The organism is Geobacter sp. PheSNFMC (genome assembly GCF_059620965.1).
Genome location: NZ_JCAMRN010000016.1, coordinates 1 through 15,383 on the forward strand (window position 1 = coordinate 1; position 15,383 = coordinate 15,383).

Annotated in this window: 16 protein-coding genes; 5 read left to right on the plus strand and 11 right to left on the minus strand. The window is 60.0% G+C overall.

Annotation, left to right across the window (positions count from 1 at the left end):
- The 7 genes from AC6CDK_RS05140 to AC6CDK_RS05170 form a co-directional block, all read right to left on the minus strand.
- Positions 1 to 329 (minus strand): AIR carboxylase family protein (locus tag AC6CDK_RS05140; protein ID WP_496639758.1); only part of this gene is annotated, 329 nt, incomplete at its 3' end.
- A 26-nt stretch (positions 330 to 355) separates the two neighbouring features.
- Positions 356 to 919: a peptidoglycan-associated lipoprotein Pal gene (pal, locus tag AC6CDK_RS05145; protein ID WP_192905410.1), complete on the minus strand. Its 564-nt coding sequence runs from the start codon at positions 917 to 919 to the stop codon at positions 356 to 358.
- Positions 920 to 1,089: 170 nt separating this feature from the next.
- Entirely contained in the window at positions 1,090 to 1,437 is a 348-nt protein-coding gene (locus AC6CDK_RS05150) for a hypothetical protein (protein WP_039643700.1), read from the minus strand.
- Positions 1,438 to 1,520: 83 nt separating this feature from the next.
- Complete coding sequence (locus AC6CDK_RS05155; protein ID WP_039643702.1) at positions 1,521 to 2,669, minus strand: Na+/H+ antiporter NhaA; 1,149 nt, start codon at positions 2,667 to 2,669, stop codon at positions 1,521 to 1,523.
- Positions 2,670 to 2,701: 32 nt separating this feature from the next.
- A complete protein-coding gene (locus tag AC6CDK_RS05160) occupies positions 2,702 to 3,490 on the minus strand; it encodes a trehalose-phosphatase (RefSeq protein ID WP_039643704.1) in 789 nt (262 codons plus the stop codon).
- A gap of 230 nt (positions 3,491 to 3,720) precedes the next feature.
- The gene (locus AC6CDK_RS05165; RefSeq protein ID WP_226048325.1) at positions 3,721 to 4,071 is read right to left on the minus strand and encodes a hypothetical protein; all 351 of its coding nucleotides are present in this window, start codon (positions 4,069 to 4,071) and stop codon (positions 3,721 to 3,723) included.
- A 286-nt stretch (positions 4,072 to 4,357) separates the two neighbouring features.
- Complete coding sequence (locus AC6CDK_RS05170) at positions 4,358 to 5,806, minus strand: tetrathionate reductase family octaheme c-type cytochrome (protein WP_192905412.1); 1,449 nt, start codon at positions 5,804 to 5,806, stop codon at positions 4,358 to 4,360.
- A gap of 203 nt (positions 5,807 to 6,009) precedes the next feature.
- Between AC6CDK_RS05170 and AC6CDK_RS05175 the strand changes: the two genes are divergently transcribed.
- Both AC6CDK_RS05175 and AC6CDK_RS05180 read left to right on the plus strand, forming a co-directional pair.
- A complete protein-coding gene (locus tag AC6CDK_RS05175; RefSeq protein WP_192905413.1) occupies positions 6,010 to 6,972 on the plus strand; it encodes a hypothetical protein in 963 nt (320 codons plus the stop codon).
- 172 nt (positions 6,973 to 7,144) lie between these two features.
- Complete coding sequence (locus tag AC6CDK_RS05180; RefSeq protein ID WP_226048326.1) at positions 7,145 to 9,415, plus strand: sensor histidine kinase; 2,271 nt, start codon at positions 7,145 to 7,147, stop codon at positions 9,413 to 9,415.
- Between the two features lie 59 nt (positions 9,416 to 9,474).
- On the opposite strand, the gene AC6CDK_RS05185 is transcribed toward AC6CDK_RS05180, so the two are convergent.
- Positions 9,475 to 10,389: an HDOD domain-containing protein gene (locus tag AC6CDK_RS05185; RefSeq protein WP_192905415.1), complete on the minus strand. Its 915-nt coding sequence runs from the start codon at positions 10,387 to 10,389 to the stop codon at positions 9,475 to 9,477.
- Positions 10,390 to 10,747: 358 nt separating this feature from the next.
- On the opposite strand from AC6CDK_RS05185, the gene AC6CDK_RS05190 reads away from it, so the two are divergent.
- Positions 10,748 to 11,176 (plus strand): hypothetical protein, encoded by a 429-nt coding sequence (locus AC6CDK_RS05190; protein ID WP_226048327.1) that lies wholly within the window; start codon positions 10,748 to 10,750, stop codon positions 11,174 to 11,176.
- Here the strand turns inward: AC6CDK_RS05190 and AC6CDK_RS05195 are convergent.
- Positions 11,131 to 11,670 carry a cytochrome C gene (locus tag AC6CDK_RS05195; RefSeq protein ID WP_192905417.1) on the minus strand — a complete coding sequence of 180 codons (540 nt, stop codon included), beginning with the start codon at positions 11,668 to 11,670 and terminating at the stop codon, positions 11,131 to 11,133. The genes AC6CDK_RS05190 and AC6CDK_RS05195 overlap by 46 nt on opposite strands.
- Before the next feature lie 264 nt (positions 11,671 to 11,934).
- Between AC6CDK_RS05195 and AC6CDK_RS05200 the strand changes: the two genes are divergently transcribed.
- On the plus strand, positions 11,935 to 12,087 hold the full coding sequence (locus tag AC6CDK_RS05200) for a hypothetical protein (protein WP_158514093.1): 153 nt from the start codon (positions 11,935 to 11,937) through the stop codon (positions 12,085 to 12,087).
- A gap of 167 nt (positions 12,088 to 12,254) precedes the next feature.
- On the opposite strand, the gene AC6CDK_RS05205 is transcribed toward AC6CDK_RS05200, so the two are convergent.
- Entirely contained in the window at positions 12,255 to 12,635 is a 381-nt protein-coding gene (locus AC6CDK_RS05205) for a hypothetical protein (protein WP_039643717.1), read from the minus strand.
- Positions 12,636 to 13,151: 516 nt separating this feature from the next.
- On the opposite strand from AC6CDK_RS05205, the gene ald reads away from it, so the two are divergent.
- Positions 13,152 to 14,249 carry an alanine dehydrogenase gene (ald, locus tag AC6CDK_RS05210; protein WP_192905418.1) on the plus strand — a complete coding sequence of 366 codons (1,098 nt, stop codon included), beginning with the start codon at positions 13,152 to 13,154 and terminating at the stop codon, positions 14,247 to 14,249.
- Positions 14,250 to 14,257: 8 nt separating this feature from the next.
- Here ald and AC6CDK_RS05215 read toward each other — a convergent pair whose 3' ends face one another.
- Positions 14,258 to 15,325 (minus strand): 3-deoxy-7-phosphoheptulonate synthase, encoded by a 1,068-nt coding sequence (locus AC6CDK_RS05215; RefSeq protein WP_192905419.1) that lies wholly within the window; start codon positions 15,323 to 15,325, stop codon positions 14,258 to 14,260.
- Positions 15,326 to 15,383 lie beyond the last annotated feature (58 nt).

Genomic DNA, 15,383 nt, shown 5'->3' on the forward strand with positions numbered 1-15,383 from the left:
CCCGAAAGGGGGCCGTTGCCGAGCGGCAGGCCGATGACAGGCAACCGCGTGTGTCCGGCGATCACGCCCGCCAGGTGGGCGGCCACGCCGGCGCAGCCGATCAGTACCTGCACCCCTTCCGTATGGGCCCGGTCCAGGTAGGTGAGGACCTTGTCGGGGGTCCGGTGGGCTGAGGCCACCACGATCTCGCTCGGGATGCCGAGCTCGGTCAGGGTGTCGCGCACCTTCACCACCGTGGGCAGATCATTGGGGCTCCCGGTCAGGATTCCCACCAGCGGCGCGCGGTCGGCGAGAGTGCCGGTTGCGCTCGATGTTGCGGCTTTTTCCATTGCTATCTCCTTGCGAATGGGCAGATTCAGCGCTTGGGGATGAACTCGACGCGCCGGTTCCCGGCCCAGGCGGACTCATCGTGGCCTTCGACGGCGGGCTTCTCTTCTCCGTAGCTCACCACGGTCATGCGACCCGCATCGATGCCGAGAGTCTGCAGGTACTTCATGGCAGATTTGGCCCGCTGCTCCCCCAGGGCGAGGTTGTAGGCGTCGGATCCCCGTTCGTCGGTATGTCCTTCGAGGGTGACCGCCACTCCGGGGTTTTTCCGGAGCCATTCGGCATTGGCGGCCAGGATTTCCCGGGCCGCAGCGGTGAGGACCCAGGCGTCAAAGTCGAAGTAAACGGTTTTCAGGGGACTTGCCTGGGCCGCAGTGCCGGCCGGTGCTGTGCGATCCTCGACAATGTCCGCTGCGGCAATGGGTTCGTGTGCGTCAATCGTCGCTGCCGGCGGCGCAGCAGGTTCCGTGGCAGGGGGCTGGGCCGATGCGGAGGTGACCGCCGGCTCCGGCACGATGAGCTCCTTCTTGGCACAACCTGTGGCACAGGCGATGCTGAAAACGACGAGAAGCGTGGCGCGTAGGTATTTCATTGGATTCTCCTTGAGTGTGGTGGTCATGCAATGGTCAGATCGCGGCCGGCGAGGACATGCCGGACGCACGCATGCGCAGGCACGGGCGACAATGGCAAACCTCCCGTGTCGCGTGCCCTGCACTGGGAACGACTATGCGTTGCTGCAGTTACTCTTGCGTCGGTGATGCGTCAGGCGATGTTCTGGGGGGGGACGGAAATCTCCGGATACACCTGTGGCGGCAGCCGGAACGGCTCGGCGAACAGGAGGCGGGATTCGCTGGGCTGGTAGATGGGAACAAGCCCGCTGGGGCAGAAGTAGGTGGTATAGTCGATAAACGAGTGCTTCGGCGGCTTGAAGTCGTCAATATCCGCCTGGGCGCCGTCCGCCTCGATGTTGGCGCTGCAGCAGAAGGCAATCTGCTCCTGAAGGGGGGCAAAGGCCTGCCCCGTGAGCATGAGGGAGCAGCCCGCCACGTGGAGGATAACGATAAGCAGCAGGAGCGCCTTGGCTCTTTTCTGACAACCGTGACGGTACATGGCCGGATCTTTCCTGGAAGATCATGAATCATCCGCATCTTAATCAGGGACGCACATTTGTCAAGATGCAATTTCCGGCCAACTCAGGGGATGCGTCGCACGTTCAGTGCCCTTCCGAGCACGATCGCCACAATGGAGATACCTCCCGACAAAAGGGCTCCCATTTTGGCGGACCCCTGGATGTCCGGCTCGATAAAGGCCACTCCAGCCACAAACAGGGCCACGGTGAGGCCGATGCCCGCCACCAGCCCCGTCATTGCCAGTTCCTTGGCACCGACCTGTTGCGGAAGGGGAAAACCGAGGGTTTTGCCAATGTATCCCATGACAAAGATACCGAGAGTCTTGCCGATAACGAGCGATGCCAGCACGAGCCAGGTTGCCGACCCCACGGACGAAAAGCCGACTCCCGCATTGGCAAGGCCAAACATGAAGAGGCCGAAATCCACGATGACCTTCCAGTCGTGCTCGAATCGGGCGAGGGTCGAGCTGTCATACGGATCGGCCTCGAACAGGTGAGCCGTTTCACGGGGGGGATGGGGCAGGAAGGGGATGATGAAGACGAGGGCAAGGGCGGGATGCAGATGGGCCTTGAACAGGCCGGTCCACGCAAGCCCCCCCCCCACGATGACATAGGGCCAGTAGTTTCTCAATTTCAGGCTTCTGAGGATGTAGGCGGCAACCATGCCTGCAACCGTCAGGAAAAGCCAGGCCGGTTCGCTCGGATGGCTCGGGTCGGGATAGAACACGGCAATGATGGCAAGCCCTATGGCATCGTCCGCCACGGCGAGCAGAAGCAGGAACGATACCGCCGGGTGCCCGGCTCCAAAGACGAGCCGGGCCACCAGCCAGGCCAGCGCGATGTCGGTGGCGGTCGGAATGCCCCAGCCGCGTGTCAGCTCCGGGCCGCCGATGACGGCATTGAGCCCCAGATAGACGAGCACCGGGCCCACCACCCCCCCGAGAGTTGCCAGAAGCGGATTGACCGCCTTTCGCAACGGGTTCAGATCGCCGCCCGGCAGGCAACTCTGGGTTATTTCCACAGCAGCGATACCGAAAAAAAGGACCATGAACAGCTCGTTCACCACGAAGTGGAAGCTCATCCCTCCGAAGAAAGGCTGTTCAATGAAGGAGTGGTAGCCGGCCGGGTCAAAGTTGGCCCAGAACAGGGCAACCACGACCCCTGCGATCAGCGGTACCGAAAATTCACGCAGCAGATTGATCCTTTTTCTCAAGCTCTATCCTTTCAGTCAGCCATACGCGACTGCTATGCGGCATTGCAGAGCCGGCGTCCCGCCATTCTCATCCGATGGTGCTCGTCGATTCCCGCCAGATCGCGTACGTGACGGGCCAGGGACCTTACGTCCACTACCGGTCGCGCCCCCGGCACGAGCGGGTCCCTGCCGAGGCTGAGCGCAGTTCCCCCCTGGTTGAGGGTCCAGCGCAGGGCCGTGGCGTCGTTCTCGTCACTGCCGGCACAGACCACTTCTCCGCGGTATCCCAGGAACCGGCACAGCGCGCGGGCGCCGAACTCCATGGTGATCTCGGGAAGGAACTGGATCTCCACCATGGTGGTATTCCGGTAAAGGGCCACCCTCCACCCCTTGAGCACGGCGGCGAGTCGGGCAAAGAGCGTCTGGCGCGCCTTGGTGCTCGCCTCCTGGGTGTGGAGCGCCGCGGACCAGCGCCGGTCTTCCAGTTCCACGCCCGGCAGGTCGGCGACTGCCCGCAGCGCAGGCAACAGGGCGTCGCGGGTTTCCATCAGCATATCCTTGGGCTTGCCCGAAAGGGTCATTGATTCGCCGCCCGGAATGTGCCATTCGGTCCCGCAACTGCCGCCGAGGTAAATGCCCTCGATTGGCACGCGGGAAACCAGGTCGTCGAGGGGACGGCTGGACAGAACAGCGACACGGTGGCCGGGGAGCGCGGCAAGTTCTTCCAGGAACTGGCGCGTCACCCGGTGCAGGCGAGCCTTGGCGTAGCAGGCTCCGGCCGCGGTGAGCGTCCGGTCGAAAGAGAAAATCCAGAGACGTTTCAAGGTATCTGTAGCAAGCATCGTTGCACCTCCGTTTTCCCGGGACCGCGGTGGGCGGTTTCCCGGAATGCTGTTGCGGCCGAGATTAATGGTAAAAAACGGCCGAGCGCACTATCGGTTGACAGGGACGGGGAGAAACGGTGAATCAGCGCCGGCTGGCGACAAACCAACGACCGGCAGCGCTCTGATCTGACCGGGCCCGGTGAACGAGCGGCCGGTGGGAACGTCATGGCACCGAGGGCTGATTCGCTTCAGACCTGATTCTGTGGTGGGACAAACCAGTCAAGATAGACCTGGGGCGGTGCGCTCAGGGGGTCGTGAGCAGCGAGCAGGGCGAAGGACGGGCAATAGGCCAGGAGGAACGTCTCTTCCGCACAGCAGGGGGGCAGGTCCCCGTGGGCGGAGGAGCACTCGGACGCCGGTGGCGAGCCGCCGTCGTTCCGCTCTTCGTCCGTGGGGCAGAGCCGGTCGGTATCGTGGTGGTGGGACGAATCGACCACCGTGGGGACGACCAGGTGACACGCCACGCCGAACCCCGCGGTGGAGAAGAGGACGATTGCTGTCGCCAGAACTGCCGCCAGGCAGGTATGGAAGATACTCATGGTATGCATACAGGTTATTTTGTACAACATTATGATAATTTTTGTCAAGAACAAGGGAGGCCGGTGCCGCTGAAGCCGTTTGAGTAACTTCGGTAATTGATCAGTCGGTTGATGTCGAAAAGGCCCCGGGTTACGCTGCTCTGACAGCGGGATGCCGGCTGTCGCGAGCCTGCAGCCGTGGAACGGCGTGTGCCCCGTGTGCCAGCGAGGGGCAGGAACGCTGAATGAAATATAATGGCGGAAATGAAAGAGGGCGGCCCGTGGGCCGCCCTCAATGCGAGGCGGTCTATTTTTTTGCAGCCCTCTTTGCGAAGCGTCCGCCGGTCTGCATCGGGTCCCCTTTGTACCCCAGGGCCTTCCAGTTCATCCGGTTGCCCCCCATGTGGCACTCACCGCACTGCAGCGCCTTGTCCCCAGTCGCCACCTCGTGGTTGATGCTGCCGTAGAAGGCGGTGTTCACGAACTGGTACCTGCCGCTGTAGGGGACCTGGGATCCCTTGGCGCCTTTCTTCAGGGCGTTTTCCCAGTCATAGTCCTTCCAGAGCGCATTGTGGGTCTGGGGAATCAGGAGGCAGTTGCTGAGCGAATCCATGGGCTGTTTGCCCGTGTGGACCTTGAAGGGGAAAATTCTGGCTTTCTTGTCAGTGATATCCCCGAGCGGCTTGGAGATGTTGACCACCTTTGTCGGGTCCTTGACCTTCTGCCCCTTCAGGTAGCGCTCGATGGAGCCGTTATACCAGGCATAGGTGGGGATGACGTCCTTGCCCCAGGTAAAGGTTCCCTTGTGCTTCATGAAGGTCTCCTTGTCGAACTGCTCGCCGGCTTCGATATCCTTGCCCACGTCTGACCAGTCCCAGCTCATCTTGGTTGCCTGTCCCTTGGCAAAGACCGGAATGTGGCAGGTCTGGCAGGCAACCGTGGCCAGGTGCCGGTTGATGAGGGCTCCGTTTTTCGACTTCTGGTGAGGGGCATTGGCGCCGGTGTGGCAGTCCTCGCACGCAACGCGCTCCGAATAGGTGGCAAGGAACGTGGATGCCCCGGCGATCTGGTGATGGCTCGTCTTGTGGCACTGCTGGCAGGTCATTCCCTGGCCGCCGCTCTCGGTGGTGCCCATGTGGACGTCATGGTCCCGCTTGGGCTTCTCCATGGTCGAGTCGAGATCGCCGTGCTTCACCGCGTCGCCGCCGCCGCCGTAGAAGTGGCAGACTCCGCAGTTCGCAAGCCCCGGCTTGCCTACTTTCTGGGCCGCCCTTTCCAAGTCGAGCTTGCCGGCCGCAATGGCCTTGGGGTCGGGTTGGCCGGCCAGCCCCTTTTTGTACTGCCGGTCGCTGGTGTGGCACACGAGACAGTCGATGTTGTTCTTGTTGGTGAAGTCGAAGGTGTTGTCGGTCCAGCCATAGCTCGGATGGCATTTGGCGCAAAATTCCTGGTTGTCGCACCGGTCACCCCCCTCGATGGAGATGCAGAAATTGTTGATCAGGTTCGCCTTGCCATACTCGACCGTGCTCTTCTCCAGCCCCTTCACCAGTTTGGGCGGTCCCTTCCACTTCCAGTGGGGAGAGGAAAGAACCTGATCCCCGGCCTCGGTGTGGCATTCGAGGCAGGCCTTGGTCACGTCCTGGCCGGTCTTGAAGGGGCCCTTCACGAACTCCGCGTGGTCTGCGCCGGCAAAGGCGCTGATGGCAGCCATTGTGATGACTGATGCTGCGATGATTGATCCCGTTTTCACTCTCATGCGCTGATTACCCCCGTTGTACAAGCTTTATATGTAAGGCAGCATATATGAACATATGTATAATTTTGTGTCAACATTTTGTTTAGTTGCATCAGTCCGTTCCGTATCCGCACATACGGCACGAAGGACTGGACAGTCTCGCGTGCAGCGGAGTAGTATGCACTGGTGAGATAACCGCCATCCGCAAAGAAAGAGCATAACCCGTGAAAAAAAGAGTGATTGCCATGGCCTGCGCGGCCATCATGCTCGGCCATGGTGCCGAGGGGAACGCTTCCGAGGTGGCGGGTGCGCCGCCGGAATCGCTCACCTGCGAGGAGTCGCTTGAGCGCCGGCAACAGCTCGTGGAGGAGCTTCAGGCTCTCCAGGTCAGGCTGGAGCAGAAAATCCGGGAGATGGAGTGCAGTCCCACCGTTTCCGGCAGCGAACTGCTGGCGAAGAACGTGCGGCACCTGCAGGAACTCTCGGCCAACACCCGCGCCCAGCGCCAATCCATGGCCGATTTCGAAAAATTCGTCACCTGGATGAGTTCAAGTCTGGCCGGCTACGAAAAGTACATCCAGGCCGGCTCCATGGTGGCAGGCTTCGCCCGGGTCCTGCCGATCCCCTACGCGGGACAGGCATCGGTCCTGACCAAATTCGTTTCCCAAGGGGTCCTCTCCCTGAACGCCGCATCAGGTTCCATTGCCTCGTACCTCAAAATCTCAGACAGGTACCTGGCCATGGTCGACGCCATAGATCCCGCCCGGCCCGATGCCGCCCGGGTCTCTGCCGCTGCCCGCTATGCGGATGGCGAGCTCCTGCGCGCCATGACCGATGTCCAAGCTAAACTGCGGACTTCGGCCGATGTCTCAGCGTCCACCCTCTCGTTCCTGGAAACCCTTGATCATTACGCTGGGAATACCGATGAATACTGGGCAAAGACAAAGGCTTTCGTCACCCGCAACGACGCCTATAAAAACGATAAAAGCTATCTGGCCACCAGTATCGAGGGGCTCAGGAACCGCACGGCAGGCTTCAACGGGCGGCTCAGACTTTTCGAAGAGGCGGCGAAAAAGGATCTGCCCCTCATCAAGAACCTGGTGGCCTATGATGATCTCATGCGTGAACTGGACAGGAAAAGGGCGTCCGGTGGCGGGAACGGCGCGACGACACATGTCGTAAATTGACTTGTATAATTGACAATGCGAATATTTAAATGTAATGTTGTTTACTCATTGGTTTTATCGATAGCGCGAACGGCCATGACCCCGGGAGGGGCTTTTATACGCAGGTCTGACGGCGTTTTGCCACGCTTCGGCAAGAACCGCGTGGGTCCGGGTAATGAATCTCAAACAGAGAATGACACTCGCCATATCGGCGTTGATGGTTTTGTTCGCCGTGTTTATGGCGGTAGTCGCGGTCGGCTATTTCGAGCGCAAACTCAACGAGACCATTATCGATCAGCAAAGCTCGCTGGTCAGTTACATTGCCGGTGAAATCGACAACACCCTCGGCATTGCCCAGGGCCTTCTCGTTGCGAGCGCAACCTTTGTTCCCGTCGATGCCCTTGATTCCCCGGAGCGAACCCGGCGCTTCCTCCAGAGCAGGACGAGCCTCAACAAGTTGTTCGGCAACCGCCTGCTGGTCGTCTCCGCCGACGGACGGCTGGTCGCCACGTCCCATACCGTTGCCGGTAGCAAACCTCCGCCCAATTTTACCGACACCCCTTTTTTCCGCGAAACCCTCAGAAAGCGAATTCCCCTCATCTCCGAGATAACGACCTGCTGCATCTCACCCCATTCTTCGGAAATCGTCATGACCGCGCCGATCTTTGGCGCGGGCAACGAGGTGCGGGGAGTTCTCGCCGGGACCATAGCCCTGCGCGAAACGAACCTGCTGTCGCGCTTCGGTTCCCTTCGCATCGGCAAAAGAGGCTATCTTCAACTGGCAACCGCGGGCCAAGCCTTGATCCTGCACCCTGAACGGGAGTGCATTCTCCAACAGGTCGGACCCCTTCACGGTGATCTTGTGGCGGATGCTGTCACGGGATTTTCAGGCACCCGGCGAACGGTGAACAACAGGGGCGTTCCCATGTTCACCACGGCGCGCAAGCTGGCGTTGAAGGATTGGGTCGTGATGGCCAACTATCCCGAAAAGGAAGTGTTGGCGCCCATACGCGCCGCCCGGGTTGTCATGGGGATTACGACGGTAGCGGGGATTGGCGCGCTGATTGTTCTCATCTCCCTGTCGATTCGGTACCTCACTCGGCAACTCACCGCGTTCACCGGCCACATCCGCGGGCTTTCCGAAAAGGAGGGCGCTGACCGCCGGTTTCCCGTGCCCGATACCGGCGACGAGATCGCCGCCCTGTCAACTGCCTTCAACGAGATGGTAACGTCTCTTGATCAACGGACCGAGAGCCTGCGCGAGAGCGAAGAGCGTTTCCGCAGCACGTTCGAGCAGGCTGCGGTCGGTATTGCCCATGTAGATATGGATGGACGGTTCATCAGGCTGAACAGCCGCTTCAGTGACATCCTCGGCTATGCCGGGCACGAGTTGCTCGGCATGACCGTTACCGACATCACCTGTCCGGAAGATCTGGAGAGCTGCCGGGCTTGCCGGCAGCAACTTCTTGGAGGAAAGCGTTCGTGCGCCACTGAAAACCGCTATCTCCGCAAGGGGGGGACACGGGTCTGGATCAACCAGACGGCATCGGTGCTGCTTGATTCATCGGGCACGCCTAAGTATTTCATCATGGTCATCGAGGATATTTCGGCCCGGAAAGGGGCGGAGGAAGAAGTCCGCCGTCTCAACACCGGTCTCGAAAAACGGGTTGCCGAGCGGACCGCTGAACTCGAATCGGTCAACGCCCGCCTCATGGCGGAAATCGAGCAGCGGGCCCAGGCACAGGAGGAGATCGGCTGGCTGAACGAGGACCTCATGCGGCAGAAGGCGGCCCTGGAAGCCGCCAATCGCGAGCTTGAGGCGTTCAGCTACTCGGTATCCCATGACCTGCGGGCGCCTCTGCGGCACATTGCCGGATATGGCCTCGCCCTTCGGGAAGACTACGGCGGGCAGCTCGACACCCAGGCCCTTGAGTACCTCGAACGGATGAATGCCTCCGCTCGGCGGATGGAACACCTGATCGAGGCCATGCTCAACCTGTCGCGGCTGGGGCAGGGCGATGTCATGCGGGTGTCCATCGACATGAGCGCCATGGCCCGCGAGGTCGTGGCCGAATTGCAAGAGGCCGAGCCGGACCGGAATGCCGTGATTGCCATTGCCGATGGGATCGCCGCCAAGGGGGATCCCCACCTGATGCGCATTGTTCTGGAAAATTTGCTTGGAAACGCATGGAAATACACGAGCAGATCGTTGCTGGCCGAAATCGAGTTCGGTGTCCTGGCTGGCGGGCAACCGGTGTTTTTCGTGCGGGACAATGGGGCGGGATTCGACATGGCCTTTGCCGATCGGCTGTTCGGGCCGTTCCAGCGGTTGCACCGCGATGACGAATTCGCCGGAACCGGCATCGGCCTTGCCACGGTCCGGCGCATCATCAACCGGCACCGGGGGCGCATCTGGGCCGAAAGCGCACCAGGTGCAGGCGCCACGTTCTATTTCTCAATCTGACAGTTCTGGGGTGGAAAAGGGAAGATCCGCCCGGCGGTGGGTGAGGGGCGACGGGAAGCTCAGAGGAGGAACAACTCGTCAACGGCTGCCCGGATTTCAACGATGGAGCCGTCAAGTTCGGCAACGATCAGCTTTTCGTCAAAATCCGACCCGCCCAGCGACCGGCGGATAATGCCCCATGACGGGTGATTTTCGAGAAGCGTGCGGATCGAGTCCACGGGTTTGTGCCCCTCAAACCCCAGGCGCCGCAGGGTGCAGTACTCGTCCGCAAAGGCGACCATGGCCACGATGGCGGCCTGTTTGTAAGGCACTGCCTCGATGTCGTGGTGATACAGAATTGTGTCGCAGATAAATTCGTTCAGATTCCACCGCTTGGCTAGAGCGAATCCCACTTCGCAATGGGATGTTCCGAACAGCCTCTCCTCTGCCTGGCCGAAGGTGATCTTTTCATCGTCGACCAGCGTGACTACCTGGGAGAATTCCTTGCCCCTGAAAAAATTGATGAAAACCTCGCCCACATCGTGGAGCAACCCTGCCACATAGACGTTGACTGGATTGAGGAATCCGGTGCGTTCGGCAATGAGCTTGGCAATGCGGGCAACGCCCAGGGAATGAGCCCAGAGGGTGGAGCGGTTGAGGGGGCCTTTGCCCGTTTTGAACAGATCCACGATGGCACAGGTGAAAATCGCTTCCCTGAGCAGATCGAGACCCAGGTAGATGACGGCATCTCTGATTGAACTTATCGGGCGGGCGGCACTGTACAACGGTGAATTGGCCAAGTGCACCACCCGGGCGGTCAACACCTGGTCCTGCAGAAGCAAATCCGCCACTTCGTCGATGGCGACGTCGGGGTCGTTAAGCTTGCCTGCTATTCGCAGAACAATGTCAGGGACGGTCGGTAGTTCATCGACCCCAGACATGAATTCCCGTGCCAAGGTGAGCCGGGTTTCCACGTCGCGTCCGGAAATTTCCATCAGTAGCCTCCAATAGAACCCATCATATCATATTATTGCCCCTATTTCCATTAGTTAACACCCATAGTGGCCGGTTTGGCGACTCGCCTGCCCGGCACTTACGCGTATCGGTGCACATTCGACACGCCAATGCACAGTAATTGCACCTTGTTAGCCGTTTCAATGGTGTCGAAATTATAATACATGAATTAAAACGAGCTGTTGGCGGTGGCGGTAGAACGGCACGCCTTTTGGTTTCGTCCTGGATATATCATCGACTGATTGGTTCTGGGGAGGAAAAAGCTAGAGTGAGGTGAACCCGGATGGAAAACGGACACAACCATGTATCCTGATTCTAATTGCACTGGTCATGGCTTGCATGGCAACGGCCGTGGGAATTTTCCACCTGGCCTCCCGTGCCGATGACGGGCTGCTGACCAGACACGCGGAGCTTTTTTCCTTCTCGGTGCTCCCCACGGCATCTGTCCGGCACCTGGACTCCGGTGGGCGGAGAGGACGGGAAACCCTCTATACCATGGACCTGGTCTATGAGATGTTCGAGGGGACTGGCGTGGAGCACAGGACCCTTGATACCCTGTGCAGGCAATTGGACATGGACCCGCAGCATGCCCGGCACACGTTGCGGCAGCGGGGCGTAACGATACGTCCGGCCGAAACCCTCGGCACTGCCGCCCGTCGCTACGGCGTCAATCCGATCGCTCTGCTTCAGGCGCTACTCGTGGGGGAAAAGGTGCGCAGCGGTCAACGGCGGATTGAGGAGGCGCCCCGACTGCGCCTCATGCCATAGGGGTGACAATTCATGCAGCTTGCCGTTGCACCAGCCAGTCCCGCGGAGATGGTTTCCATGACCGTCGCCGACGTGCTGGTATGGCATCGCAGGCAAGGAAATACCTCTGCGTTGATGACCGGATTACCACCATGCCAACCCTTTTCGGCATGGGTAGCCTCCAGTGGTCCCAGGTGGCAGCGGGCGCACGTGGAAGGGGTCGTTACGGTGTGCCTGACACCGTCATGCACGGTGGCGTTGTGGCAGGCAAGGCATTCCCGCGAAAGAGAGATCGTGTAGCCGCCAGCCGGCAGGTCATGGAGCTGGTGGCAGGCAAGGCATTCCATTCCTGACCGGGAGATGAGCCGATGGTGCCGGTCTAGATTGGAACCGGCATGACAGGCTCCACAGTCGCTGCTGGTCAGGGTCAGCGCCGAGGTTGCGGGCGGCAGCGAGCAGAGAACCGCCAGTGCCGCTGGTACCGTGGGGCGAAGGGCTCTGAAAAAAGAACGCATGGATATCTCCTCGCAGGGTGGTGTTCTGTCGATTTTGTACAAACGTTAATAACGTATCATGATTAGAATTGACTTATCAAGCAGGATGTTCGCCCTGTTGAATCATGCGATGCCAGGGGGGGTGTCCGGCGGGTGAGATGTGGCCTACTCTCTGGGCTCCGGGCGGGGCAGGCGAGATCCCGAGTCCGTTCGACGACGAAGTCGGGGGGGATGAGGCTGGGGTGGCCGGTGAGGTGAACGGGCATAGCGTCCCGGTCATGGATGATGACAATCAAGCGGCAGGCGCCGGCCCTGCAGTCGGTCTCCAGCATCATCATTTCCGTGCCGACCGGAACAGGTGTCTCGGTCAGCTACGAATGGATTCACGCCAAGCTGAGGGCTGCGGTGCGGCGCGTCCGGATGGCTGCGCTCTGCTGATAAGAAGGAACCTTACAGCATCCTCAAAAAATCATGATACATGAAAGCCAAAGTTTATGCTGTCGCGTAGTTAGCGTGCCTTTTCGTAAGTGCGGATAATTCCTAAGGCATTGCAAAAAAATGTGCGGGGTGAGGGCACTGGCTCTGCGTCGTGCATTCAGGCGGTGCTACTGTTCGAACTGGCTGTCGGTGACCACAGGGACGAGACCGGATTGGAGGCTGCTCTCGACCCGTTGGGCCAGAAGAGATTCCACGAAGGCGAATGCCAGGGTCATCATGCCGTAAATAGCCGTGACGCCGGCAAGCTCATCATAGCGGGCAAGCCCGGGCAGGCACTTGATACAGACTACCAACGCCACCGCACCGAGGGCGCACAGCCCGTGCCGCATCATCCAGCCTTTCTGTCCCGCGATAAGCGCCCTGAGCGCTTCGTCATTCCGGTCACGCAAAAACTCTTGGTAGCGCAGCCAGTCAAGCATGATACGTGGAATCATGACGGCTGAAACGATGGTGGTGAGAACAACCATCATGGTGTAGAGCATTTCCATGTCATCCTCCTTGTCTGCGCGGCGTTCGAATGTGTAGAGCAAAACGCTTGCCGGTGGAATGCCGATGCTCTGACCTGGATGACCTGATGTGGCTATCTGTTTAACATGTTGCAATCGCTACTGTTTATTGTTTTGTGGTGCTGGTGAGGCTTGAGGAGGAGTGCCGTCATTTGGCAATCATGTGTAGCAGAGTGTGTGCTTTATCGTGATATTTAGATTTGTATTGTGTTGAAATAATGGCAGGATATGCGGGTCAATATTTCTTTGAAATAATGACGCGAAATGACAGCGAGGTGGGCAAAACGTGGTGTTATAGCGGGTAATGTGTCGTTGCCAGGCCGTTTGGGCATGGATTTAACGATATTATTTTTTGTTTATATTTTTGCATTAATATAGCTACGAGATATGGCGGGGCGCTGGGCAGGAGGGCGTGGTCGGGTGCGTCATGCCGAATCATCATCCTGGGGTATACTGAAGAACCAGAGCACCTCGTATCCGATAGGGAGGGATTCGGCAATGATCATAGGCGTGCCCCGGGAGATAAAAACCCATGAATACCGGGTCGGCATGACGCCGACGGGCGTGGCGGAGCTCTCGCGCGAAGGACACGGGATCCTCGTGGAGGCAGGCGCAGGCGAGGGGAGCGGTTTTGCCGACGATGACTTTCATCGCTCGGGTGCCCGGGTAGTGAGCCGGAGTGACCTCTTCGGGCGGGCCGAGCTCATTGTCAAGGTGAAGGAACCGCTGCCGGAGGAATACGGACTGCTGCAGCCCGGACAGACGCTCTTTACCTATCTCCACCTGGCCCCCAACGAGGCACTGACCCGTGTGTTGCTGGAACGCGGCATTACCGCCATCGGTTACGAGACGCTGGAGAAGGGGGGAGTGTTGCCGCTGCTTGCGCCAATGAGCGAGATTGCCGGCCGGATGGCCCCCCTGGTGGGAGCGTTTCATCTCCAACGAATCTACGGCGGTACAGGGACCTTGCCCGCAGGCGTTCCCGGCGTGGCTGCCGGCCGGGCGCTCATTCTCGGTGCAGGAGTGGTGGGCAGCGCAGCGTCGCGGGTCTGCCTCGGCCTCGGTATGGAAACAACGGTAATGAACAGGGGGATCGAGCGGCTGCAGCGTCTTGACGACGTTTTCAACGGAAGGCTTCGGACCCTGGTCCTCACGGCCGACGCCCTTGCGGATCATCTTCGGGATGCTGATCTGGTGGTTGGAGCGTTGCTGGTGCCTGGCGGCCGGACGCCGGTGCTCATTACCCGCCCCATGCTCGGGACCATGCGGAAAGGGGCGGTCATCGTGGATGTTGCCGTTGATCAGGGGGGATGCGTCGCCACGAGCCGGCCGACCACTCACGACAAGCCGGTGTACGAGGTGGATGGCATCATCCACTACACCGTGGCCAACATGCCGGGCGCCTACCCCCGCACATCCACCCTGGCGCTCACCAATGCGACCCTTCCGTATGTGCGGCTGCTGGCAAGCCTTGGTATCGAGGATGCTTTGAGGCGCGACCCCGCCCTGGCGAAAGCCCTCAATACCTGGCGGGGCGGCATCGTTCACCGGGCCCTAGCCGAAACCCTCGGGCTGCCCCGCGTTCCCTTTGCCTGACAGCGGGCCTACCCGTGCAGGGGCCTGCCTCCTGCTGCCTTGAGGCGGTCGTGGGCCGAACGCAGGATGCTTTCAGTGGTCTTCCAGTCAATGCACTTGTCGGTGATGGACACGCCGTACCTGAGGGTCGAGAGATCCCTGGGGATCGACTGGCTCCCTTCTTCCAGAAAGCTCTCGATCATGACGCCGGAGATGGACCGGTTGCCGGCAGCGATCTGGTCCACGACGGCTGAGAGCACGTCGGGCTGTTTTTCGTGGCGTTTCTCCGAGTTGCCGTGGCTGCAGTCGATCATGATGGTGGGAAAGAGTCCTCCCTTTTCCAGCATCTCTTCAGTTTTTCTGATGTCTTCGGGGAAATAGTTCGGTTTTTTCCCTCCCCGCAGCACGATGTGGACATCGGGGTTGCCGGTGGTCTGAATGATGGAGGTGCGCCCCTCCCGGTTGACGCCGATAAAGCTGTGGGAATGGAGTGCCGCATTCATGGCGTCGATGGCGATCTGGAGATTGCCGTCGGTGCCGTTCTTGAATCCCACGGGGAACGAGAGGCCGCTGGCCATTTCGCGGTGGGTCTGGCTCTCGGTGGTGCGGGCCCCGATGGCTCCCCAGGAGATGCAATCCGCCAGGTAGTCGGGGGTGATGGGGTCGAGCATCTCGGTGGCCACCGGCAGGAGCATTTCCGTTATTTCGGACAGCAGCCGCCGGGCGATGCCGAGCCCCTTGGATATCTGGTGGGTGCTGTTCATGTCGGGGTCATTGATGAGCCCCTTCCAGCCCACGGTGGTGCGGGGTTTTTCGAAGTAGACCCGCATCACGATGAACAGTTGATCCGACAGTTCGGCCGCCAGCCGCGCCAGCCGCTCGGCATACTCCAGGGCCGATTTCGGGTCGTGGATGGAACAGGGGCCCACTACCACCATCAGGCGTGGGTCCTTGCCCTTGAGGATGTTCTTGATGTGGGCGCGGCTGGAGTTGACGAACTCTGCCGCCTCCTCCGACTGGGGAAATACCTGGCGCAACTCCCCGGGCGCAATGATGGGAGTGATGCTTTTGATCTTCAGGTTGCTCGTGCGGATCATGGGTTTCGTCTCCTTGAACTATATGAAAATACGATAGAAAGATCGAGTCAAGGTAGCA